The sequence below is a fragment of the Rheinheimera pacifica genome (assembly GCF_024809855.1).
Taxonomy (GTDB): Bacteria; Pseudomonadota; Gammaproteobacteria; order Enterobacterales; family Alteromonadaceae; genus Alishewanella; species Alishewanella pacifica_A.
In genome coordinates this window covers 66,534-89,875 of the sequence record NZ_JANUEM010000003.1, presented here as the reverse complement: position 1 = coordinate 89,875, position 23,342 = coordinate 66,534, and the positions used below count along the sequence as shown (strand labels likewise).

Annotated in this window: 16 protein-coding genes; 6 read left to right on the top strand and 10 right to left on the bottom strand. The window is 49.3% G+C overall.

Annotation, left to right across the window (positions count from 1 at the left end; translation table 11 throughout):
• Nucleotides 1-129: 129 nt before the first annotated feature.
• A complete protein-coding gene (locus tag M2404_RS05720; RefSeq protein WP_259238769.1) occupies nucleotides 130-777 on the bottom strand; it encodes a TetR/AcrR family transcriptional regulator in 648 nt (215 codons plus the stop codon).
• 118 nt (nucleotides 778-895) lie between these two features.
• On the opposite strand from M2404_RS05720, the gene coaD reads away from it, so the two are divergent.
• Nucleotides 896-1,378 carry a pantetheine-phosphate adenylyltransferase gene (coaD, locus tag M2404_RS05715; protein WP_259238768.1) on the top strand — a complete coding sequence of 161 codons (483 nt, stop codon included), beginning with the start codon at nucleotides 896-898 and terminating at the stop codon, nucleotides 1,376-1,378.
• The gene (locus M2404_RS05710) at nucleotides 1,375-2,772 is read left to right on the top strand and encodes a capsule assembly Wzi family protein (protein WP_259238767.1); all 1,398 of its coding nucleotides are present in this window, start codon (nucleotides 1,375-1,377) and stop codon (nucleotides 2,770-2,772) included. Before coaD ends, M2404_RS05710 begins: the two co-directional genes overlap by 4 nt.
• A gap of 23 nt (nucleotides 2,773-2,795) precedes the next feature.
• On the opposite strand, the gene nagP is transcribed toward M2404_RS05710, so the two are convergent.
• Genes nagP through nagK form a run of 4 tightly spaced genes read right to left on the bottom strand, consistent with a single transcriptional unit; the run spans nucleotide 2,796 to nucleotide 7,189 of the window.
• Nucleotides 2,796-4,094 (bottom strand): N-acetylglucosamine MFS transporter NagP, encoded by a 1,299-nt coding sequence (gene nagP / locus M2404_RS05705; protein WP_259238766.1) that lies wholly within the window; start codon nucleotides 4,092-4,094, stop codon nucleotides 2,796-2,798.
• A 26-nt stretch (nucleotides 4,095-4,120) separates the two neighbouring features.
• Nucleotides 4,121-5,239 carry an N-acetylglucosamine-6-phosphate deacetylase gene (gene nagA, locus M2404_RS05700; RefSeq protein WP_259238765.1) on the bottom strand — a complete coding sequence of 373 codons (1,119 nt, stop codon included), beginning with the start codon at nucleotides 5,237-5,239 and terminating at the stop codon, nucleotides 4,121-4,123.
• Nucleotides 5,240-5,262: 23 nt separating this feature from the next.
• Nucleotides 5,263-6,261: a glucosamine-6-phosphate deaminase NagB-II gene (nagB-II, locus tag M2404_RS05695; protein WP_259238764.1), complete on the bottom strand. Its 999-nt coding sequence runs from the start codon at nucleotides 6,259-6,261 to the stop codon at nucleotides 5,263-5,265.
• A 13-nt stretch (nucleotides 6,262-6,274) separates the two neighbouring features.
• On the bottom strand, nucleotides 6,275-7,189 hold the full coding sequence (nagK, locus tag M2404_RS05690) for an N-acetylglucosamine kinase (protein ID WP_259238763.1): 915 nt from the start codon (nucleotides 7,187-7,189) through the stop codon (nucleotides 6,275-6,277).
• A gap of 313 nt (nucleotides 7,190-7,502) precedes the next feature.
• Between nagK and M2404_RS05685 the strand changes: the two genes are divergently transcribed.
• A complete protein-coding gene (locus M2404_RS05685) occupies nucleotides 7,503-10,064 on the top strand; it encodes a family 20 glycosylhydrolase (RefSeq protein ID WP_259238762.1) in 2,562 nt (853 codons plus the stop codon).
• A gap of 87 nt (nucleotides 10,065-10,151) precedes the next feature.
• On the opposite strand, the gene M2404_RS05680 is transcribed toward M2404_RS05685, so the two are convergent.
• From M2404_RS05680 to M2404_RS05670, 3 genes are all read right to left on the bottom strand, one after another.
• The gene (locus tag M2404_RS05680) at nucleotides 10,152-10,859 is read right to left on the bottom strand and encodes a SapC family protein (protein ID WP_259238760.1); all 708 of its coding nucleotides are present in this window, start codon (nucleotides 10,857-10,859) and stop codon (nucleotides 10,152-10,154) included.
• Between the two features lie 145 nt (nucleotides 10,860-11,004).
• Nucleotides 11,005-12,018: a cupin-like domain-containing protein gene (locus M2404_RS05675; RefSeq protein WP_259238759.1), complete on the bottom strand. Its 1,014-nt coding sequence runs from the start codon at nucleotides 12,016-12,018 to the stop codon at nucleotides 11,005-11,007.
• Nucleotides 12,019-12,107: 89 nt separating this feature from the next.
• Nucleotides 12,108-14,786 (bottom strand): TonB-dependent receptor, encoded by a 2,679-nt coding sequence (locus M2404_RS05670; protein WP_259238758.1) that lies wholly within the window; start codon nucleotides 14,784-14,786, stop codon nucleotides 12,108-12,110.
• Nucleotides 14,787-15,230: 444 nt separating this feature from the next.
• Here M2404_RS05670 and M2404_RS05665 point away from each other — a divergent pair, with 444 nt between their 5' ends.
• Complete coding sequence (locus M2404_RS05665) at nucleotides 15,231-16,256, top strand: LacI family DNA-binding transcriptional regulator (protein WP_259238757.1); 1,026 nt, start codon at nucleotides 15,231-15,233, stop codon at nucleotides 16,254-16,256.
• Nucleotides 16,257-16,301: 45 nt separating this feature from the next.
• Here M2404_RS05665 and M2404_RS05660 read toward each other — a convergent pair whose 3' ends face one another.
• Nucleotides 16,302-17,897: an AbgT family transporter gene (locus M2404_RS05660; protein WP_259238756.1), complete on the bottom strand. Its 1,596-nt coding sequence runs from the start codon at nucleotides 17,895-17,897 to the stop codon at nucleotides 16,302-16,304.
• Between the two features lie 378 nt (nucleotides 17,898-18,275).
• Between M2404_RS05660 and M2404_RS05655 the strand changes: the two genes are divergently transcribed.
• Nucleotides 18,276-19,025, top strand: coding sequence for a 3-hydroxybutyrate dehydrogenase (locus tag M2404_RS05655; RefSeq protein WP_259238755.1), 750 nt, complete (start codon nucleotides 18,276-18,278; stop codon nucleotides 19,023-19,025).
• Between the two features lie 45 nt (nucleotides 19,026-19,070).
• A complete protein-coding gene (locus M2404_RS05650) occupies nucleotides 19,071-22,526 on the top strand; it encodes a hybrid sensor histidine kinase/response regulator (protein WP_259238754.1) in 3,456 nt (1,151 codons plus the stop codon).
• Here M2404_RS05650 and M2404_RS05645 read toward each other — a convergent pair.
• A complete protein-coding gene (locus tag M2404_RS05645) occupies nucleotides 22,523-23,170 on the bottom strand; it encodes a response regulator transcription factor (protein ID WP_259238753.1) in 648 nt (215 codons plus the stop codon). The two genes, M2404_RS05650 and M2404_RS05645, sit on opposite strands and share 4 nt — an antisense overlap.
• Between the last annotated feature and the right edge of the window lie 172 nt (nucleotides 23,171-23,342).

Sequence of the window (23,342 nt, the reverse complement as noted above, 5' to 3'; positions counted from 1 at the left end):
AGAACAGAAAAAACGGCGCCATTGTAAAGCTTATGGCGCTGTCCTGCAGCGCTTTTAACGTATCCAAAGCGCTGCTCAGACCTGCAGCTGTAAAGTTTAAACTACATAAACATCAGTATCTGAACAGCTTTAGCGGGCTAGATCTTCGTAGTGCTGCTGCAAGCGGGCGATACGTGGCCGGGCTTGTTCGGTGGCATAAGGCTTAAATAACAGCAATACCTTAAGCACCCCCTGATAGACGCTGGCCTGATCAATAGCCTGATCCGGTGCCTGGGTTTTCAGATAGCTGATCCAGAATGTCACCAATAGTTTTATGCTATGCGCCAGATCGGTAATATCGTCATCGTCAATCTGGATCACGGCCGATTGCTTCAGTGCTTTTAGTACCGCAATAACACGCGCCAGCACGCCTTGCTGCACTTGCTGGTAGTCTTGCTGCAAGGCGGGATCGCGCGACAGAATATCCGGCAAATTGGCGTAAAAGAAATGAAAACGCCACATCAGCTCAAACACTGCATCCAGATAACAGGCCAGTGCGTCTAAGGCTTCAGCTTTATCTGACGGCGGTTTAATGCGTGTTTCCAGCAACTTGGCGTATTCTTTAAAAATCTGCCGGACGATGTCTTCTTTATTACGGAAGTGGTAATACAGATTACCCGGGCTAATGCCCAGATGGGCAGCAATGTGATTGGTCGTGACCTGACGCTCACCAACCTGGTTAAACAGCTCTATGCTGGCTTGCAGAATTTTATCTTTAGTTCTTAACTTCTTTTCCATCTGCGAAACAGGCTTATTGTTAGCTAAATTAATTTGCTATAGTAACGCCAAATTGACTAAAAACTCTAGTCGCAGGACAGCCACTGCTGTGCCCTAGCCAAGGAAAGCTTACAACTCAATGAAAATAAAAGCTATTTACCCAGGCACCTTTGACCCACTCACTAATGGGCATGCTGATTTAGTGCAGCGGGCAGCCCGTATATTCGATCAGGTCATACTGGCTGTTGCGGCTAACCCCAGTAAACAGCCACTGTTTAGTCTGGACGAACGGGTAGCCCTGGCCCAACAGGCTTTTACCGGTATCAGCAATGTCAGTGTTATTGGCTTCTCAGGCTTACTGGCTAAATTTGCTGAAGATCAATCGGCACAGGTGCTGATCCGTGGTGTGCGTGCTGTCGCCGATTTTGAATATGAGTTTCAGCTGGCCAGCATGAACCGCCAGTTAAACCCGGCGCTGGACAGTATTTTTATGACACCGTCAGAAAAAAATACCTTTATCTCTTCTACGCTGGTAAAAGAAGTATGCCGCCATGGCGGTGATGTCTCCAGTTTCGTACCCTGCCACGTTGAACAGGCACTAAAAGCTAAATTTAAATTATGACCTTTAAACCCGCTTTATTAACTGCATTGCTGTTTGCGCTGCCGGCTGCGGCTGCACCCTGGGTAGACACTACCGATAACTATTTGCGCCAGTCGCTGCAAACACTATCTCACGCCGGGGTTATTACCGGCCCGGTAAATACTTACCCGCTGATGTGGAAAAACATAGTTGCTGATTTAGCCGCGGCGCAAGAGCAGCCCACAGAAGAGCTGCGCTTTGCACTGGCCCATGTACGCTCAGCATTAAATGCGAACCAGCACAGCTATATTGCCGGTATTAAACTTAAAGCCGGTACAGATCCCTCTTTGTATCAAAGCTTTGGCGAAACTTACTTTGATAAAGCCAGTGTCAGTGTATTTAAAGAGTATCTGGGCGATAACTGGGCAGCAAAAACCCAGATTAATTACCGTGAACCGGAAGACGGCAGCACCGAGCAGGAATTAACCTATGACGGCAGCTATATGGCCGTTATTGCCGGCAACTGGGTGCTGGCATTAGATCAGCAGCCATTATGGTGGGGGCCGGGCCAGCAAACCTCGCTGCTGGTAACCAATAATGCCCGCCCGATCCCATCATTGCGTTTAAGCCGACACAGCTGGCAAGCAAGTGACTCTTTGTTATTCAGTTGGTTAGGCCCGTGGAGCTTTACTACCTTTGTTGGTCAGGGTGAGCACAGCAGCATCCCGCAGCAGATTAAACATTTTGGTGCCCGTTTCAGCGCCAGACCTTTGCCACAACTGGAACTTGGCCTGTCGCGGGTAAGCCAGTGGGGCGGCAAGACACTGGATAACGGCCTGGATGCCTTCGGTGATATGCTGTTATTCAATGATGATAATAACGCCGATAACCTGGCCGCAGTGGATCTGACGTTTCACACTAATCTGTTTAACCGCCCGTTTAGCTTTTATACCGAGCTGGCAGACGACAACGGCGGCCGCAAGTTAGGTAAACCCATGCAACTGTATGGCGTGCGTACTTTCTTTGGCAGTGAAACCGCGGTGCACACACTGAATTTAGAATGGTCCGACACCTATATCCGCTGTGAAGAGCAAATGGTGGCTGGTGATTGCGCCTACGAAGGCGACATTTATCCGCAAGGCTACCGCCGCTATGGCCGGGTGATCGGCAGCGGTTATGGTGCCGATGCCAGAGTGCTGTCAGCAGGTTACCGTTATCAGACATTTGACGGCTACAGCTGGGCAGTTAGTGTGCTGCGGGGTGAGTTTCTTGCCGCCAGCTCAGAGCTGAAAAACTGGCAGTTAAGGCTGGAATACCGCCAACCGCTGTTTAACGGCTTGCTAAGCATTGAAGGCCGGGCGTTTGATAAATCGCCACAGCCAGAACTGCGTATTAAACGCGGTAGCCTGGCAGCAACCTGGGAATACCGCTTTTAAGCTACCGCTCTATCAGGCTGGCTCTAACGCCAGCTGGTTAATTTGTGGCCTTTAAGCGCATAAAACAAAATAAACAGGTAACAGGGTAGCATTACAATATAAGCGCCCTGTTGCCCCAGCGCACTGCCACTGGCCAGCCCCCAAAACAGCGGGCCAAAGGCACCACCGGCAATACCCATAATCAGCAACGCCGAGCCTACACTGGTAAGTGCGCCTAAACCAGACAATGCCAAAGGCCATACTGCCGGCCAGACAATCGCATTTGCCAGCCCTAATACCGCAATAAGCAGCAAGGTGTCGGGTAAGGCTGCACCACCAAAAGGCACCAGCAGCGTATTGGCTATAACATAAGATGAAGCATCACCCATAACTATCGCCAGCGTAAGCACTACGCCCAGCACAGCTGATACTGCCAGCGCAGCCTGCTGTGACAATACTCTTGGGATCAGCAGTATGCCCAGAATATAACCCAGTACCATACAAGCCATGGTGTAGGACGTCATTACGGTGTAACGCTCAACCCCCAGCGATAATGCAAACAGGCCAATGGTGTCTCCGGCGATTACTTCTACCGCAACATAAACAAACAGTGCCAGCACCCCAAGTGCCAGGCTGGGCCTTGCCAGTGCAGCTTTAACCTGCCCGGCTTTGTTACCTTCGCCGGTTTCTTTTTCCAGCTCAGGCAACGGTGAAAATTTCACTGCCAAAGCCAGTAAACCTAAAAAGGCAGCTAAGCCGAGATAAGGCAACACTAAACTGGCTGCCATAGCGTCAATCTGCTCTGCGCTGAGCTCCGTGCCGCCAGGTGCAACAAAGCTGCTGGCGATAAGCGCAGTAAAAACAATAGGCGCTACTACACCGGCCGTTTTATTTAAAATACCCATAATGCTGATACGTACAGCCGCAGTTTCTTCCGGGCCAATTTTAACCACATAAGGGTTCACCGCGGTTTGCAATAACGTCTGGCCAGTACCAATAACCAGCTGTGCTAACAAAAATAAAGCGAAGGTCTGGGTTTGAGCTGCCGGGATATACAACAGGCCAGCCAGCATCATGGTGGCCATACCCAGTGCCATGCCATTTTTATAACCTACTTTGCGGATAAGCCAGGCAGAGGGCAGTGCAGTAAAAGTTACGGCGATATAAAACGAAAACAACACCAGTGATGCCTGAAACGGTGTCAGTAGCAACATCTGTTTCAGATAAGGCATTAACGAGCCATTAAGCCAGGTAGCAAACCCCAATACAAAAAACAGCATTGCCACTATGATCATCGGTAATATGCTGCTGCGCTTTTTCGCCTGCTCAGCTGTCATTTCCATATTTATTCCCCGCTTTTATTATTATGCTATTCGGCAGCAAACACCGGCTTACCGTTAATCCAGTTTGCCTGCACCTGCCAGTTATTATTCAGTAATACTAAATCTGCCTGCGCTCCGGCCACTATCCGGCCTTTGTTTGGTTGTGCTAAAAACTGCGCCGGGTACAACGACGCCATGCGTAAGGCTTCTGCCGCACTCACATCAAGCTGTTCCACAGCATATTGCACGGCTGCGGCCATATCCAGCACCGAGCCTGCCAGCGCACCGGCCTCGTTGGTTAGTTTGTTACCCTCACGGATAACTTTGCCGTCAAAAAAGGCAAATTCGCTATCTGATGTGCCAACCGGCGACATAGCATCGGTAACAATCATCAGTTTCCCCTTAGGCTTGGCGGCCAGCGCCACTTTGGCAGCAACAGGGTGCATATGGTGGCCGTCAAAAATAACGCCGCACCAGCTTTGGGCATCGGCCAGAGCAACGCCTACCATGCCCGGCTCGCGCGACGTCAGCGGCGACATGGCATTATAAAGATGGGTAAAACCGGTGGCACCGGCAGCCAGCGCGGCTTGTACGGTAGCCGCATCGGCATTGGAGTGGCCAAGGCAAACAATGACATTCAGCGCAACCAGTTGCTGTATTTGCTGCGGGCTGATATTTTCCGGCGCTACTGTTACCAGCTTAATGCCAAGATCGGTACGGCCGTATATTGCCAGCTCCGCTTCACTTAATTGCCGGATATGTTGCTGCGGGTGCACACCTTTTTTCGGCACCGACAAATGCGGCCCTTCAAAATGCACACCAATAATACCGGGCTCTGCATCGGCAATAGCGCTGGCAATAGTGTCAGCGGCTTGCTGCATAACGCTAATGCTGTCAGTAATTACCGTAGGCAGCATAGCTGTGGTACCAAAACGGGCATGTGCCAGCAACATGGTACGCAGTGTCTGGCGGCTGGGAGCGGTATTAAATAACGCCCCTCCGCCACCGTTAACCTGTACATCAATAAAGCCGGGCACCAGTATACCCGTTTGCACTGCACCGGTTGCCGGTGTTACCGCCTGAATGATGCCATCTTTAATGACGACACTAACATTATCAAACCACTTTTCGCCGTCAAACAGGCGGCTGACACTTAACTGCTGCATGTACTCACTAGCCTTAGGTTGGGTTATACCGTTTTGGTTACTTTATTCAGGCCCGGCGGTGCATCGGGGTTAATACCTCTGCTGCGCGCCACCACTTCAACATCCAGATAAAACCGCTGCAATACCAGTAACGGTAGCACCCGCGCATCAGCGTTTACACCAAGGTGGTGCAACTGCACTATGGCAGCACCACGGCTGCGTACATCTTCTATCTGGCTGCGGTGCGCGCTTAAGCTTTCATCTTCTATAGTGACATCGACAATAGCAAACTGATTTTTTACCAGCGTAACCGGGCCGTGTAAAAACTCCGCACTGGAAAATGCTTCGGCATGAATGCCGCACACTTCTTTTAGCTTTAGCGCAATTTCGCGTGAAATGGCATAGCCCAGGCCACGGCCTAATACCACCAGATGCGCCACTTTTTCTAACGCCTGTGCCGTTAACTGCTGTGGTAATTCGATAGCAGCCTGCAAACTTTGTGGTAATTGCTGCACCGCCTGTTGCAGTGCCTGATTACCCGACCAAACCGACACCAACTGCAAAATAGCACTTAAGGTAGCCAGATAGCTTTTGGTCGCCGCCACAGCCTTTTCAGCACCAACATGTAGCGGCAACGTATAATGCGCCTGCTCTGCCAGAGGAGAAGTGGTATCGTTTACCAGGGCCACTACCATAGCCCCAATACGTTTGGCCATATCAACCTGGGCCAGAATATCCGGGCTGCGGCCCGATTGTGAAATAACCAGTACCAGCGCATCGGCCAGCTGCAACGATTTGTTGTATACGCTGGCAATTGAGGGCGCAGCAGCTGCTACCGGCAGGCCAACTTCTATTTCAATTAAATATTTGGCAAATACCCCGGCATGATCAGAAGACCCACGCCCCACCATATAGACAAACTTTGGCGCACGCTGGCGAATGTGTTCTACCACCTGCTGCACGGTAGCAGCATTGGCTGCCAGTTGCTCGGCAATACGTTGTGGCGCTTCTGTGGCTTCCAGAGCCATAATACTGTTGCTCATTTTTACTTCTTACCTATAACGACATAACGGAAGATGGCAGTTGGCTATGCTGACGGGCAAACCACACTGCACCGAGTTCCGGCGGTTGTAGTGCCGGTGTAACCTGTTGCTGAATATGTTCTGGCAGATACGGCAGCAGTTTATGCGCCAAGCCACCAATAAAAGATAATCTGGGCGGTGCTATGCTAAGCAGCCTGTCGGCAATAGCGCTGATAAACTCTGCGCCCTGCCGCACCAGTTGTATTGCCGTAGCATCGCCAGCCTCTGCGGCAATAAATACCAGGGGCGCATATTTGGCATAAGTAGTTGGCGTTGCCTGCATAAAATGCGACACCACCTCAATGCTATTACTGGCGGCCAGCTCTTGCAGCAGCAAAGTTGTCATTTGTGTAGGTAGCGCCAGTTGATCCAGGCTCAGTAATACCTTATGCAGCAGTTGCATACCAAACCAGGCGCCGCTGCCATTATCACCATAAGGGAAACCATGGCCGCCTACCTCTATCAACTGACCGTTTACTTCGGCCAGGCCACAAGACCCGGTGCCTACAATAATGACTGCACCATCATGCCCCTGATGCGCACCCATACAGGCAATATGCAAATCGCTGGTAAGGTGTAGCGTTTTAAACGGATGCTGCCAGGCAGAAAAAAGCCGGTAATATTGTGGCATATTAACACCCGCTAAACCGGCACCGGCAATTAAGCGCGACATATCATTAAATGCCAGCCCCGCACTGCTAAGCGCCTGCTGGGTAGCCGTTAAAATAGAGTCTGTTGCTACTTTCATGCCTCGCAACGGGTTAGCCGGGCCAGACAAGCCTTCACCCAGAATTTGCTGATCTGCCGATACAATAACAGCGCGGCATTTACTGCCACCACCGTCTATTCCTAAATATAAAGGCGTATCGGCCTTCAGCGCTGTACTCATCCTGTAAACCTCTTTGCAAATTGTGTTGATGCCTCTGGGCTGTCATCACTGTGGCTGTCTGTTATTAGTTGTGCTTGTTAAAGTCACAAATTGACAGCGTTGTCATTTTTAAAAATCAGCATATAATAAATCTGACAAATAACAAGTGTCTTGTTTAAAAATCAGGCTGGCATTTTATGGCACTGGCCGCATTAAATTTAAAATTAACAATATAATCATAAATTTACATAATATGTCTGAGTTGTTTGTTAACATACTAAAATAACATGCTGGTGCAGTTGGTACAGCACCGGCTACAACAGGGGAACTTTTTATGCGCGTTATGATTTTTTTACTGCTGCTAGGTTCAGCTCCGGCATCGGCAGCATGGACCCAGCAACAGCTGGCAGAATTTGCCCAAAACAGCACGTTGCAATTTACCGTGCAGTCAAACCAGCTCAATACGCCTTCTCGCTTTAACGCGGCGATTACTTTACAGAATAACTCTGCGCTCGCTTTACCGGCCGGTGCAGCAGACTGGCAAATATATTTTCATTTGATCCGCCGGATAGAACGTACCCAACAGCATGGGCTGCAAATTGAGCACGTACAGGGCGATCTGCACCGCATTAGCCCCGTAGCTGGCTTTGCCGGCCTTAAACCCTCGCAACAATTAACACTGCCGTTTGAGTCTGGCCCCTGGATGGTAAGCTACAGTGATTTTATGCCACGAGCTTTTATTGCCTTTGCTAACCTGCAGGCCGAAGTGTTTACCAATACTGATACTGAAGACTTCAGCCGGTTTGTGCAGCCTATTAACACAGCAGAGCAGCAACTACGTAGCTTGGGCGAGCCGGATCAGGTGCCGGTAGTGGACGCAGCTTTACGCTTTAGCCACAACGAGCAGTTAAACAGTGCCCGTATAAGCGATGATGTCAGCACCCGTATTATCCCTACGCCATTGCAGGCGGAATTTGCCAAGCGCCGTATCACGCTTGATGCAAGCTGGCACATTCACTTCAGTGGCCGCCTTACGCAAGAAGCAAAATACCTGCAGCAGCAGTTACAGCAAATGGGTGTTGCCCTGCCCGGTAGCAGCGCAGCAGCTGATAAAAAAACCAGCGTGATCACACTACAGGTAGATAGCAGCTTAGCTGTCAGCGCAGAAGGCTACCAGCTTGATATCAGCGATAAAGCCATCCGTATTACCGGTAAAGATAATGCCGGTGCCTTTTATGCTGTGCAGTCATTACTGGCGCTACTACAACAGCAAGACAACAAACTGTTACTGCCTGCGGGCAAAATAACCGACCAGCCACGTGCTGCCTGGCGTGGTATGCATTACGATATGGCGCGTAATTTTCATGGTAAAGCAGTCACTCTGCGGCTGATAGATAATATGGCGCGCTACAAACTGAATAAACTACACCTGCACCTGACAGAAGACGAAGGCTGGCGGCTGGAAATTCCCGGCCTGCCGGAACTGACTGATATTGGCGCCAAACGCTGCTTTGATTTGACCGAGCAGCGCTGCCTGCTAACCCAACTGGGTACCGGCCCGCACCCGGATGGCTCCGGTAATGGTTATTACAGCACAGCTGATTTTATTGAAATTTTGCAATACGCTGCAGAGCGCCATATTGAAGTCATACCGGAAATTGACCTGCCAGGCCATGCCAGAGCGGCCATTGTGGCTATGAAAGCCCGTTATAACCGCTTAATGGCCGCTGACCAACCCCAGGCAGCCAGCCAGTATCTGCTATCCGATCCTAATGACAGCTCAACTTACCTTAGCGTGCAGAACTACAACGACAATTCAGCCAATGTTTGCCTGCCTTCAACCTATGCTTTTGTCGATAAAGTAGTGTATGAACTACAACAAATGTATCGCCAGGCCGGTATTAAGCTGAATATTTTTCATATGGGCGGTGATGAAGTAGCAAATGGCTCCTGGCTGGGCTCTGCCGCCTGCCAGCAACTGTTTAGCACGCCGGACAATGGCGTAGCAGGCGTAGCCGATTTAAAACCCTATTTTGTCAGCCGGCTGGCTGATATTACCCAAAAGCGCGGCCTTGCGCTGGCAGGCTGGGAAGACGGCTTAATGTATGATCAGCAAAATACCTTTAACCGTAGCCAGTTTGCTAACGAGCGGGTAATCGCCAATGCCTGGGACAATATCTGGGAATGGGGCGTGGGCGATCGCGCTTACCGGCTGGCGAATAATGGTTATCAGGTGATCCTGTCACCCGGTACCCATTTGTATTTTGACCACCCGCACGAAGCCAACCCGGCTGAACGCGGCTATTACTGGGCTACCCGCTTTAGCAGTATTGATAAAGTGTTTGGCTTTATGCCTGACAATTTATACGCCAATGCCGACACCACCCGCAGCGGCGCATTAATTACCGATTTAGAAGAACTGGTTGGCCGCGAAATGCCAGCACTTAAACAAGCCGAAAACATTCTGGGTATTCAGGGCCAGGTATGGAGCGAAACCATACGTACAGCAGAGCAACTGGAACAGATGATCTACCCCCGTTTGCTGGCTTTGGCCGAGCGCGCCTGGCATAAAGCCGGTTGGGAAACCAATAATAACAGCATCCAGCGTAGCCAGGACTGGCAGCGGTTTGCTTTACGCTTAAGCCAGGTTGAGCTGGGCCGGCTGGCCGCGAATAGCAGCAGCTTTTACCTGCCACCACCGGGCGTAAAACTAAGCGCAGAACAACTTAAGGTTAATACCGCGCTGCCGTTTTTAACCACCGAGTGCAGCACCGATCAGGGCCAGAACTGGCACGCCTGCCCGGCTGCCGCGCCAGCACAACCGGCTACGCTTTGGCTGCGCAGCCGCCTTGGCAATACCGTAAGCCGCACGGTAATCCCCGACCTTAGGCCCTGAATATAAAAAAGCCAGCTAACCTAAGCTAGCTGGCTTTCAGGCAACACCAATAACAAAGCTAACAGCGCAGGCTATTAGCTTTGTGAGTTAGCTGGCATCAGCGATTTTCTTTACCAGTTTCTGTGTATGCTGCAGCGACATCAGTTGGGCATAAATCGCGGTTAAATAACCGCTCTTACGCAGCTCAAGAAACACTTCATCACTCAGTTCATTCAGTTTTGGCTCGTCAATCAGGTAAATACCGTTAATACGGCGCTCTTCACCTTTAATTGTTAGCGTTAATACCTGCTCTTTAATCAGTTCCAGGCTTTGTAATTTTTCCACAAAGTTACGGGTAATCATGCCCATATCTACATATTCAGCCATTTGCTGTTTACGCTGGGTTAAAAATTCACTTTCACTGCCATCATCGTTAAACAGAGCATGACCTTCAGCCTGGCCTACACGCTCAGAGCTTTCATCCAGGCCTACCATCAGGCGATCGCCATCCGGCTTATCTTTTACCAGTACCAGCGGGTAATTACGTGCTGCACGCGGTACATACAGCGCCTGCCATTGGTCATTTTGCATAAACAGGTTTTGTTGTGCAGCCAGGCCCAGCATGGCTACCGGCTGAAAAGTGTCGTTGGCTTTTACAAAAACAATAGGAAACTCGGCACCGGCCACAACAAATTCGTGTACCACTACCGGTAATAAATGCTCGCTGCTGATATGAGAAAAGGCGTTGTTATTATTGATTTTAGTCGCGGCGTGCTGTTCTTTATTTAACGGCACAATCTTAGGTGTTGAAGTCATAAACTGCTCTTTATTCTGTTCATGGATTTGAGAAGTACTGATGGCAAAGATGTTGTTATAAGTCGTCTACCCCAAACGCCACCAGCAGTGCGCTGTTATCATGCGCTAAGTCAACAATGGGATCAATACCAAATCACTGCCCTGCTTACATAGTTTTTAGCTGCGTTATCAGCCAATCTTTAATGTTAGCATCCCGCTTGTTCGGCAGCTCACCGGCAATCCCTTGTTGTGTATCAGCTAAATGTGCTACCGGGTTGCCATCAGCATGAAATGCAAAATGATTAAAAAAGGCCTGCCAATGCTGCCGTTGCTCTGGTGGCAGATGCCTTATCGTCATTAAGGTGTGCAACAGACTATCAAACGGTGAAGCCTGATTCGCACCATCACCGAGTGAACCACCCCACCAATAATTGATAAGAATATTAACTGCAGACAATGATTCCACATGATGCCACCACAAGGTAGGTATATACAGCACATCGCCAGGTTCAAGCTCAGCGAGTTGAGCATGCTCAAGCGCTGTTTTAAATTTAGGATGTGCGGCTAAATCCGGCTTTAGCATATCAACCATACTGATGGGAGCTCCGGCCGGGGTAAAGTCCAGCGGGCCAATATATAAATTGCTGACCTGCTCTGGTGGAAATAAGGTAAAACGGCGTAAACCCGCTACGACACAGGCCAAGTTATCTGCATTGTCAAAGTGCGCTGGCACTATTATGCGGTTTCCTACCCAGATCCGTGGGCAAATATCTGTCGCCAGTAACGGCATAGTATTAAAACGGCGAAAACCCGGTAAACAGGCATCAGTCCGGGCGCTTTGTACTGCAATATGCAACGCATCTTTTTTACCGTTAATTTTGCGCAGCTCATTAATAACAGCCGTAACGGGCGCTTTTTGCCGTTCAAAGTTAAACCCTGTCAGCGTGTCATTATAACTCAAACGCCCGCCGCTATCGGGATGAGCCAATACTGTATTTACCTCGGCTCTGTTATCCAGCGCGGCAAAATACTGTTGTAATTGCATATCTGATTGCAAAGCAGCCTGCACTGCAGGCCAGTGTTTTACTGCCTGACGCAATATCGCTGGCTGATGCAACGGAACAATCTTCTGCCGGAACAAAGCTTCATCGACGTTATGCCACTGGGTAACATCTTTCATATAATTACCTCCACTCAGTAGCGGAAAATATAAAGGTTGGTACTGCTAAGCAGTACCAACCTTTGGCTTTACGGTCAATATTTCGCAGATCAGAAGTTCATACGAACACCGGCAACAAAACGACGACCATTTTCATAGATTGAAAATAACCGGGCTTTATCAGTATTGTATTCAACAACTTCTTCATTGGTCAGGTTAACCGCTTCCAGGGAGAAGGTAATATTGTCGGTCAGGTTATAACTTAGGCTGGCATCCAGTTGGCCATAACTGTCATTCCATAACTCATCACCGTTATAGTGCAGACCTTTGTACCATTCAGTGCGGTAGTTATACATTAAACGGGCGCCAATTTTGTCAGTCTCATAGTACACGCTGGCATTAGCCATATGTCTGGATGTACCTTCAACCAGGCCTGAGCCAGGCAAAGTCAGATCACGCGTTTCATCACGTTTAGCATTGGTATAGGTGTAGTTGGCACTTACGCCAAAATCACCAAACGCCTGCTGATAACTCACTTCAAAGCCATCTGTTTTACCACCTGGGCCATTTTCCGGGCGGGTAAAGGTAACATCGACCCACTCTTCGCCTTCTTCCCAGTAGCGCTCATCCACAAAGGTTGAGAAACTGCGGTAACTTTTTACATCTTTATGGAAGTACGTTACTGCAAACAAAGCTGATGCATCAAAATACCACTCCCAGGATATATCAAACTGGTCAGCAATTTGTGGCATTAACATTGGGTTGCTGGCACTACCTGTTGGCTGGGCTACGTCAAGTGAACCATAGGTGATAGAAGATGAAATATTATTCCAGTCTTGCCGCGCCATCACTCGCGCAGCACCAAAACGCAGGATCTGATCGTCTGATAAATCAAAAGCAATATTCAGGCTGGGCAGCACTTCACTGTAGTCGTTATCCGTTTCAACCCAAGCTAGGTACTCTGGTGTTAACCATTCACGATCTATAGTTTGTAAACCCCAGGAATCGCCAGAAAACTCATAGCCACCAGAGGTTTGTTTGGTATCAACATAACGAATACCAACGTTACCGCGGAAACCCTCGCCCTCAAAATCACCCTGAACATAAAGCGCTAAAATATTCTCTTCAACACTCCAGATTTCTGGCAAATTAAGTGACTTAGCATAATCTGCCGGTACACCATTTAACCCCTCAAAAGCAATTTGCTCCATCACTGCACGGTTATGTGCCAGTTGCTGTGTCATATTGCCATTTACTACGGCATCAATATTAACAGTGCCACTGAATAAGCCACATTGGGCTAAATCGTAACAACTGGCAAAAATATGGTCCAGATAACTGCCTGCAACATCTTCGTTACCCGTCATGGTTTGTGGGCCATGCCAGCTGTATGCAATACGGTCCTGAGTGCGTTCAGCCGTGCGATATTTAACGCCGGTTTTTACTGCTGAAAATGCTCCCTTTTGCACGGGAATAGTGAAATCGAGCTGACCATAGGTTTCTTCGTCGGTTGTTGGCTTTTCACCACCCCATATCCAGCCAGGCCGGAACTGAGTAGGATCAGACGCATCTACCGTAGTTGACGCCGATGGTTTACCTCCACGCAAATCAAAGGTGTAGCCGGTAATATCTGCCGGTGTACCATATTCCCATGACGTTTCACGATAAGTACCACCTTTGGCTTTGGTATGGCCTACCTGAGTGTGTAACTCAAACGTTTCTGCGCTATAAGTCAGATCGAAGTCTATAGAGCGGGTTTCAGTAGAAGATACACGGTTAATAAAGTTATATGCCGCTGTACCACCTGTCGCTACCTCACCAGCAACAATACTGCCATTTTCGATGACAGTGTTTGTTAGTGCAGCGGCATTGTTATTGACAAAAATAAGCCAGTTCTGGTTCTGGTTGTTGGCGTCTACTTTAGAATCCAGTACGTTCAGCACCATATCCAGATTGTCGTTTGGTCTTGCCTGTAATGACAAAAACAAAGTTTCGCGTTCGCGGTCTTGCTCAAACCGAGGTACACCAATATGGCTCGGCACTTTTGTATCTAAATCAGGGTTAGTTGGCCAGCCCAGAACTTCAACACCTTCACGAACAACTTTACGATCCTGCTTAATAGCCGACACTAAAATACCGAAACTGTCGTCGTCGTTTTTCCAGGAATACAAGCCAGAGATCTGAGGGTCCCACTTTTCTGACGCTTCTGAATACTGCCCTTCCAGAGAAATATTGACTGAATTAGCATCCATCGATAACGGTTTACGTGTACGCAGAATAACCGTACCACCAATCGAACCTTCATCAATACTGGCAAGCGGCGATTTATATACTTCTAAATCAGACACCAGTGCTGACGGCAGCATAGTGTAGTTAAAACTGCGTCCCGGATTATCCAGAATAAACCAGTCTGCTGTGGCGACTGTCTGGCCATTAAGTAAAGTACGGTTAGTAGAAGAACTGGCACCGCGTACAGTAATTTTTTCACCTTCACCAAACTCACGGCTTACACCGACACCGGTAATACGTGATAACGACTCGGCAACGTTTTTATCAGGAAATTTGCCTATATCTTCTGCCGTAACCACATCTACCACGGCATTTGAGTAACGCTTGGCATTTAAGTTAGCCTCTTGTGACGCGCGGATACCGCGGATCTCTATAACTTCAACCTGTTCTGTTGTTTCAACCTGATCAGCGGCAAATGCCGGCATTGTTAATGCGGCGCTTCCTACCAACAAGCTGAGTTTCACTGCTAAGGCACATTTATTAATTTTATTGTGCTGCATATGCTTCTCCCGTTCCTGTTTTAATTCTTACTGTTTTACTTCATCCCGGACACTTAATGACAACGCTGTCATTACAAATGAACATACACAAAAAAAATGGCCTTTGCAAACCTAATACGACGAAAATTTAACCATATTACCCACAACACGCTATTAGCTTATTTAACTACATCTTTGCTACGACAAAAATCTGCTCGTAAAAAAAGCAGCTTTGTAGGTATATTTTTTAAAATATATTCATAAAGTTAAACTAAAATACTGCCAGATAAAGCAAAGCAGAGCTCAGTGCAGTAGTAATTAACATTTGCCGTTTAGCTAAAAAAGAGGTATCCATTAGTTTAATTTGATCTAACAGATGACCAGCGCTGTCATTTCTATACTAAACATTACTACAAATGGCGATATAATAGGCAGCCTTAACGTAGTTAAACCGTGGGATAAACCATGAAAGTAACCATTAATGATGTTGCCAGCCATGCTGGGGTATCCATTAAAACCGTATCCCGGGTAATGAATAATGAACCGTCGGTGCGAAAAGACACCTATGACAAAGTGATGGCCGCTATAACCGCACTGCAATACCAGCCTAATGCTGCTGCCCGTAACCTGGCCAGCAGCCGCTCATTTAGCATTGGTTATATTTACGACAACCCCAACGCCTATTATGTTATTGATATGCAACGTGGTTTACTTGATGCCTGCCGCAAACACGGTTATGAGCTGCTTATTCACCCTACTAATGCCAAATCTCCCGATATTGTGCGGGAGGTTATAGATTTAGTGCAGCAATCACGTTTAGCTGGCCTGGTGTTAACACCACCGTTTTCTGAAATGCCACATATTGCCGAAGCGCTGGAAAAAATCGGTGTGCATTTTGTCAGAATTATCTCCGGTTCTACCCCATCGCCCAAGTTAAGCAACTGCGTGCTGGTAGACGATTTTACCGCCGCCTTTAAAATTACTAACCATCTGTTGGAACTGGGACACACGGATATCGCCTTTTTATGTGGTGATGAAGAGCACAGCTCAAGCGGCGAGCGTTTAGCAGGTTATCAGGCCGCACTGACGAAACGCGGTATTACTCCCAACCCTAAGTTTATTGTGCCGGGCAGCTATTCATTTGAGTCGGGTGTGAAAGGCGCAAAACAGCTGATGAACCTGAGCAAAAAACCCAGTGCAATTTTTGCCTGTAATGATGAAATTGCCGCCGGTGCCTTATTCAGCGCCCGGTTGATGAATATTGCTATTCCACAGCAACTGGCCATTGCCGGTTTTGAAAACAGCCCGTTTTCACGCCAAACCTGGCCGCCGTTAACCACGGCACATCAACCTAACGTTACCATAGCGCAGCAAGCGGCAGAGTTGTTGTTCCGCCATGCCAAGCCTAATGCCAGCAAGATGCTGGCAGACAAACAGCCGGTATTTATTCCTGAGCTGCTGGTGCGTGAATCTACTGCTGTTAGTAAATAAAAAAGCCAGCAGTCAGGTGCTGGCTTTTTATCGGAATAAAGGCGGTTAACCACCAAACTGGTAATAAGTGGGGGAACCCGGCCCCACCGGCAAGCCAAATACAAACACCCACAGGTAAAACAGCGTAACCCAGCCGACAAAAAACACCATAGTGTAGGGCAACATGGTGGCAATCAGTGTGCCTATGCCTAAATCCTTTTTGTAGCGTGCCGCTACCGCCAGTATTAAACCAAAGTAGCTCATCATCGGCGTAATAAGGTTGGTAACCGAATCACCTATCCGGTATGCCGCCTGTATTACCTCGGGTGAGTAGCCAACGATCATTAGCATAGGCACAAAAATAGGCGCAAAAATAGCCCACTGCGCCGATGCAGAACCCAGTGACAGGTTCACCAGCGCGCACATGCCAATAAAAAACACAAACAGCATTGGGCCCGTCAGGCCGATGTCCTGCAGCAGGGTGGCACCTTTTACCGCCAGAATAGACCCCAGATTCGACCAGCCAAAAAAGGCAACAAACTGAGCCGCGAAAAACACCAGCACAATGTAAAGTCCCATCGAACTGATGCTTTTAGCCATGGCATTAATTACATCACGGTCAGTTTTCATTGTGCCGACAATACGGCCATAGATATAACCCGGTATAGCAAAGGTAATAAAAATAAATACCACTATGCCCTGCAAAAACGGAGAGCCGGCAACTAAACCCGTTTGTGGGTGCCGTAACGGCCCCCATTGCGGTACAACACTTAACGCCAATAACGCTAACAGTGCCACAAATGCCAGCCCGGCAACTTTCAACGCTAACCGCTCTTTATGGGTTAACGCATCCAGCTTTTGCTCACCCAAATCAACTGAAGCCTCAGCTGCGTTGTACTTACCCAGTTTTGGTTCAACTATCTTTTCAGTAACAAAAGCACCTAATCCAGCCACCAGAAAAGTACTGACAAACATAAAATACCAGTTTGCCTCAGGGCCAACAATGTAAGTAGGGTCGATCAGATTAGCAGCTGACTGGGTAAAACCGGCCAACAGAGGATCCACAGTACCAATAAACAAGTTGGCACTGTAACCACCGGACACACCGGCAAAGGCAGCCGCCAGACCAGCGAGCGGATGACGCCCCAGTGAGTGGAAAATAATTGCAGCCATCGGGATAAGTACAACATAACCCAGTTCTGAAGCAGTATTAGACAGCACTCCTGCAAACACGATAGTTACGGTAACCATGCGCTTGGACGCGCCCATAACCAGGCCGCGCATCGCGGCAGAAATCAGCCCGGAGTGCTCGGCAATACTCACGCCCAGCAAAGCTACCAGCACCACCCCCAGTGGCGGAAAGTTGGTAAAGTTAGTAACCAGGTTTGATACAATACGCTGCAAACCATCGACACTAACCAGGTTAACCACGCGGATCACGCCATCTGCTGCGCGCCCGGCTGTTCCCTCTGGCCGCGGATCTATCGCACTAACATCAAAATATGCTGCTATACCGCTGCCCAACACGATCGCAGCAGCAAACATCGCAAACAAGGTAACAGGATGCGGCAACAGGTTACCAAACCATTCTACCGTATCAAGAAAACGGGTAAACCAACCACGTTTGCCGTTATCGGCGGTGTTATTGTCAGAAACTGACATAAAGGATCCTCAACGTAAGACTTTAGCCGGTGCTGTAACCATCTGGGTTAGCACACTGATTATGCCGCTTTATGCCATACAAAGCGTAATAAGCTATTAAAACGCTGAAAAATAACATTTATGACAGACAAAACCATCATCGGAGCGGGCGTAATTTTGTTACAAGCCGGCAAATTTAGCACAATTGGCGTGCATCACAAACCCTCAGTACCTTATTCTGCCAATCAGCCATCCAGATAACGTTGTACTGCACAGTTTTAACGTAACATAAAGTACGCAGGCCCCCCTTATAGCACTAAAGTAGCGTTGCCCAACTTTAGCGCGACTTCTAGCATGAGCAGAATCAGCCAACAACTATTTCACTACGGAGCAAACAGCATGCAGGTTCTTGTAACAGGGGGTACCGGCGGTATAGGTTTTGCCATTGCCAGCCATTTTGCCGCTCAGGGCCACAAGGTTATTCTTGCTGACTTGCAGCAAAGCAGTATCGACAGCAAAGTGGCCGAACTTAAGCAGCAGGGTTTTGCCGCAGAGGGTATTGTGCTTGATGTTACCGATGCAGCTTCTATCGCCAGTTGTGCAGCAAAATATCCGGCAGATGTCCTGATTAACAATGCCGGCATTCAGCATGTTGCCCGGCTGGAAGATTTTCCGCCGGAAAAATGGCAGCTTCTGCTTAATGTTATGCTCACCGGCCCCGCCATGCTAAGCCGTGCCATGCTGCCAGGCATGCGTGAGCGTAATTTTGGCCGCATCATTAATATTGGTTCTATCCATGCGCTGATAGCCTCACCATTTAAATCAGCTTATGTTGCCGCCAAGCATGGTTTGCTCGGCTTTAGTAAAGTGGTGGCGCTGGAGAACGCCGACATAAATTTTACCATTAATACTGTGTGCCCGGCTTATGTGAAAACCCCGCTGGTAGAGCAGCAAATTGCATCCCAGGCGAAAGAACATAACCTGACCGAACAGCAGGTAATAGAGCAGATCATGCTGGCGCCTATGCCACAGAAAGCTTTTATTGGTGTTGACGAAATTGCTGCCACTGCCGCCTTTTTATGCAGTGATGCCGCACGACATATGACAGCGCAAACCCTGGTGCTGGATGGCGGCTGGACAGCACGCTAGCTCAATGCTGAAAACTCGGGCACAATCCGCACATAACGTTTTCTGATGGCAGCGCCTGAACTTATGATGCTAAACGGCAGCAGCATTGGGCTTGGCACCATTGCTGCGCTTTCGTTAGTTTACCTGTTAATTTTATTCAGCGTGGGCCGCTTTGGCCGGCGTATTAACAGTAAACACCCGCTGGCACCCTGGGTGTTTAGCTTTGCGTTGTCTATTTATTGTACGTCGTGGGCGTTTTATGGTGTTACTGCTCAGGCCGCCGTAAACGGCTGGTGGATGCCACCTACCTATATCGGCTCTTTTATTCTGTTCTGGTTTGGCTTTAAGCTTATTGCCCGCATCGCTATTGCTTGCCGCCGTTACCGTATCACCTCGGTTGCCGACTTTATTGCCACCCGTTTTGGCCATTCGCGTAGCCTGGCGGTGATCACCACACTTATTCTGTTAATGTCTACGGTACCCTATATTGCACTGCAGCTGCATGCGGTATCTACCAGTATTAATACCCTGGTTGGCAGCACACCCGGCCTGGCCTGGTACAGCGATACCGGGCTATATGTCTGCTTGTGGATGGCGGTATTTGCGCTGTTGTTTGTCAGCAAAAGCGCCAAAGCCCACCAACCCAACCCCGGCCTGATGACCGCCATCGCCTTTGAATCGCTGGTTAAATTGCTGGCCCTGCTGGCTATTGGCGCTTTTGTACTCTGGGGCATGTACGATGGTATCGGCCAGATTTTCCAACTGGCCGCGCTCAGCCCGGCGGTGCAACAGGTGCAACAACAGGCCCTGCCAGCCCATACGTACTGGCTGCACGTAATACTGGGGTTTGCCGCTACCTTGTGTTTGCCACGGCAGTTTCACGTTACCTTTGTGGAAAACCAGCATCTGGGGCATTTACGCAGCGCCCGCTGGATTTTCCCGCTTTATCTGTTGTTAATGGGTATGTTTACCCTGCCGCTGGCGCTGGCCGGCGTAATGTTACTGGGCAGCAATGCCAATATCGATCTAGTGGTGCTGCAATTGCCACTGGCGGCACAGCGCACCGATATCGCCTTGCTGGCTTATCTGGGTGGCTTTTCTGCCGCAACCAGTATGGTGGTAGTCGCCACTGTGGTGCTGGGCATTATGATCACCAACGAACTGCTGGCACCGCTGCTTTACCGCACTCCGGCGCGCCAGGCGGCAGCGGCCGGCCACATAAAAATTTCAACCCTGCGCCGTATTGCCATGCTGGCGGTTATGGCACTGGGTTATGGGTATTACCGCTGGATTGGCACTGAAACCGGGCTGGCTCAATTGGGTTTAACCGCCTTTGCTCTGGTAGCACAACTCGCCCCGGCGCTAATCCTTGGTTTGCTCAGCCGCAATATTAACCGTCAGGGTGCTATTGCCGGTTTGTGCGGCGGTGCACTGGTGTGGGCTTATATTATTTTACTGCCTGAACTCAGCCGGGCCGGTTTACTGGGCAATCAGTGGTTAACACAGGGGCCTTTTGGTATCGGCCTGCTGGCACCGCAAAAAATGCTCGGTTTAAATATTGATATGATTAGCCTTGGCGTACTGATCAGCCTGACAGTAAATTGCCTGTTAGTGTTGTTAGTCAGCCGTTTTAGCACCACCCGGGTGGGCGAATGGCTGGAAAGCGGCCGCTTTTTACGTACCCAGCTTACCCAGCACAACGCCAGGCCACTTAACCTCAGCGTGCAGGATTGCTACCTGCTGGTAAAACGCTTTGCCGGAGAAAAAGAAGCCCGTCGCCTGCTACAGCGTAATTTAAAAGACCCAAACACTCTGCAACAACTGGCACCGGCCAATTTACTGCAAGCCGCCGAACGCAGTTTAGCCGCTGTTGTTGGTGGCGCGTCCATGCGGCTGATTATGGACGCCAGTGGCCGCCATGCTGCATTGCCGCTGGAATCGGTCGCCCGTTTTGTTGACGAGGCCAGCCAGGTATTTCAGTTTAATCAGGCGCTGCTGCGATCCACCATCGACAATATCAGCCAGGGTATCAGCGTAGTCGATGCCGATCTGCGTCTGATAGCCTGGAACCAACGCTATATTGATATGTTCAGCTACCCGCCAGCACTGGTAGAAGTTGGCCGCCCGGTAGCCGATGTTATTCGCTTTAATCTGCAGCGCGGCCTGATCGACAGCCAGGACATAGAAGCCGAAATTAACAAACGGCTTAGCTACCTCAGGCAAGGCAGCGCCTATAAATTTCAGCGCCGCCAGCAGGATGGCCGTGTACTGGAAATGCAGGGTAACCCGCTGCCCGGCGGAGGCTTTGTTACCACATACAGCGATGTCAGTGCTTTTATCGACACCCAGCAGCAATTAGAGCAACGCGTAACAGAGCGCACCCAGGCCCTGCAACAACTTAACCAGCAGTTGCAGCAGGCACAGCAAAAGATTGAAGCCGCTACACAGGCGAAAACCCGCTTTTTTGCCGCCGCCAGCCACGACTTAATGCAGCCATTTAACGCCTCCGCCCTGTTTGCCAGCCTGCTGCGCGACAAACAAACCGAGCCCGAGCTTAAACAACTTAGCCAGAACCTGATCAGTTCTTTAAATTCTGCCGAAGAGCTACTCGGTGCCATTTTAGAACTAACTAAACTTGATTCGGGCGTGATCAGTGCCCATCACCAGCCGGTAACTATAGAGGCACTGCTGGATGACATCGCCAAAGACGCCGGCGTTCTGGCACAGGAAAAAGGCTTGTCACTGCACTACCGGCCAGCAAAACTGGCGGTAAGTACCGACCGTAAACTATTAAAGCGGGTGGTGCAAAACCTGTTATCTAATGCCATACGCTACACCCAAAGCGGCAAAGTATTGCTGGGCATAAAGCGGCGCGGCAGCGCTGTGCAAATTTGCGTTATGGATACCGGTGTCGGCATCGCAATACAGGATCAGCAACGTATTTTTGAAGAGTTTCAGCAAGGTGAACAGCAGGATCACAAAGGTCTCGGGCTGGGCCTGGCGATAGCAAGGCGTATCAGCACTATTTTAGGCCACCCGTTAACCTTGCAATCAGTGCCGGGCAAAGGCAGCTGTTTTAGCCTGACAGTACCGGTCACCCAGGCACCAGTTGCCGTTATTGCCGCTAAAACTCAGCAAGAAATCAGCGCCAGCTTTACCGGTAAAACAGTATTACTGCTGGATAACGAACCCCAGTTACGCTCAGCGGTAGCAGAATTGCTGCGCAGCTGGAATATTGCCGTTACTGCCATAGGCCAGCCAGCCGAAGCCCTGCAGGCATTGCAACACGGCCTGAAGCCCGACTTACTATTGTTTGATTATCATTTAGACAATAACGCCACCGGCGTAGAAGTTGCTGCGCAGCTGGCGGCACATTTCGCCGTTAATGTACCGGTGATTATTCACTCGGCTGATCATAATGAACACATTCGCGAAACAGCATTAAACGCCGGTTATTACTTTTTACTCAAACCACTTAAACCGGTAGCGTTGAAAAAACTGTTCCAGCGTTTATTGCGTTAAACACTTTCTGGTAGTTTCAGTTTTTCAAACATAATACCGGCCAGGGTGCGGTTATTAACGTTAAGTTTGCGCAAAATGGCTGATACATGCTGCTTAATGGTGGTTTCCTGCACGTTCATTTCAAAAGCAATTTGCTTATTCAGCAGGCCGTCGGCAATCATTTTTAGCACCCGAAACTGCTGTGGGGTAAGCTGCTCCAGGCGATGGGCAAAATCTTCATCAATAAGCGGTTTGGCGTTGCGTACATCCTGCTCCAGTTCGGCAGGCAACCAGTTGTCGCCGTTTAGCACCGCTGCTATGGCTTCAGACAACAGCTCCAGCGGTGCTGATTTAGGAATATAAGCCGCTGCACCTAAGGTTAGTGCCTGGCGGATAATGACCGGGTTTTCTTCTGCCGATACCATAATAACCGGTACGTCAGGGTATTCTGTGCGCAGTGCGCTTAAACCGGTAAAACCGTCTGAGCCGGGCATTTTTAAGTCGAGAAAAATAAAGTTGGTGTCAGGGTGTGCCCTTAGCAAGGGCCAGAGTTGTTGCATGTTTTGCGCCTGCAACAGCAGGGCGTCACTGCCAAGAATATTGGCGCAGGCCTGCGATAGCGCTACGCGAAACAACGGGTGGTCGTCAGCAATTAAAGCAATCATAAGTCCGGTTCAGAGCCTTTTGGCCCTTCATAATGTACCGGGGCTTTCGCCCCGGCAAGCATTTTATACCCTTCGTCTTTCAAGATGCACGGTTGTTGGCTGCGCTCACTCACCCCAATCACATAGTGTTGCTATGCTCATGGGGATTCAATCACTTGCCGCCTACGTGCAT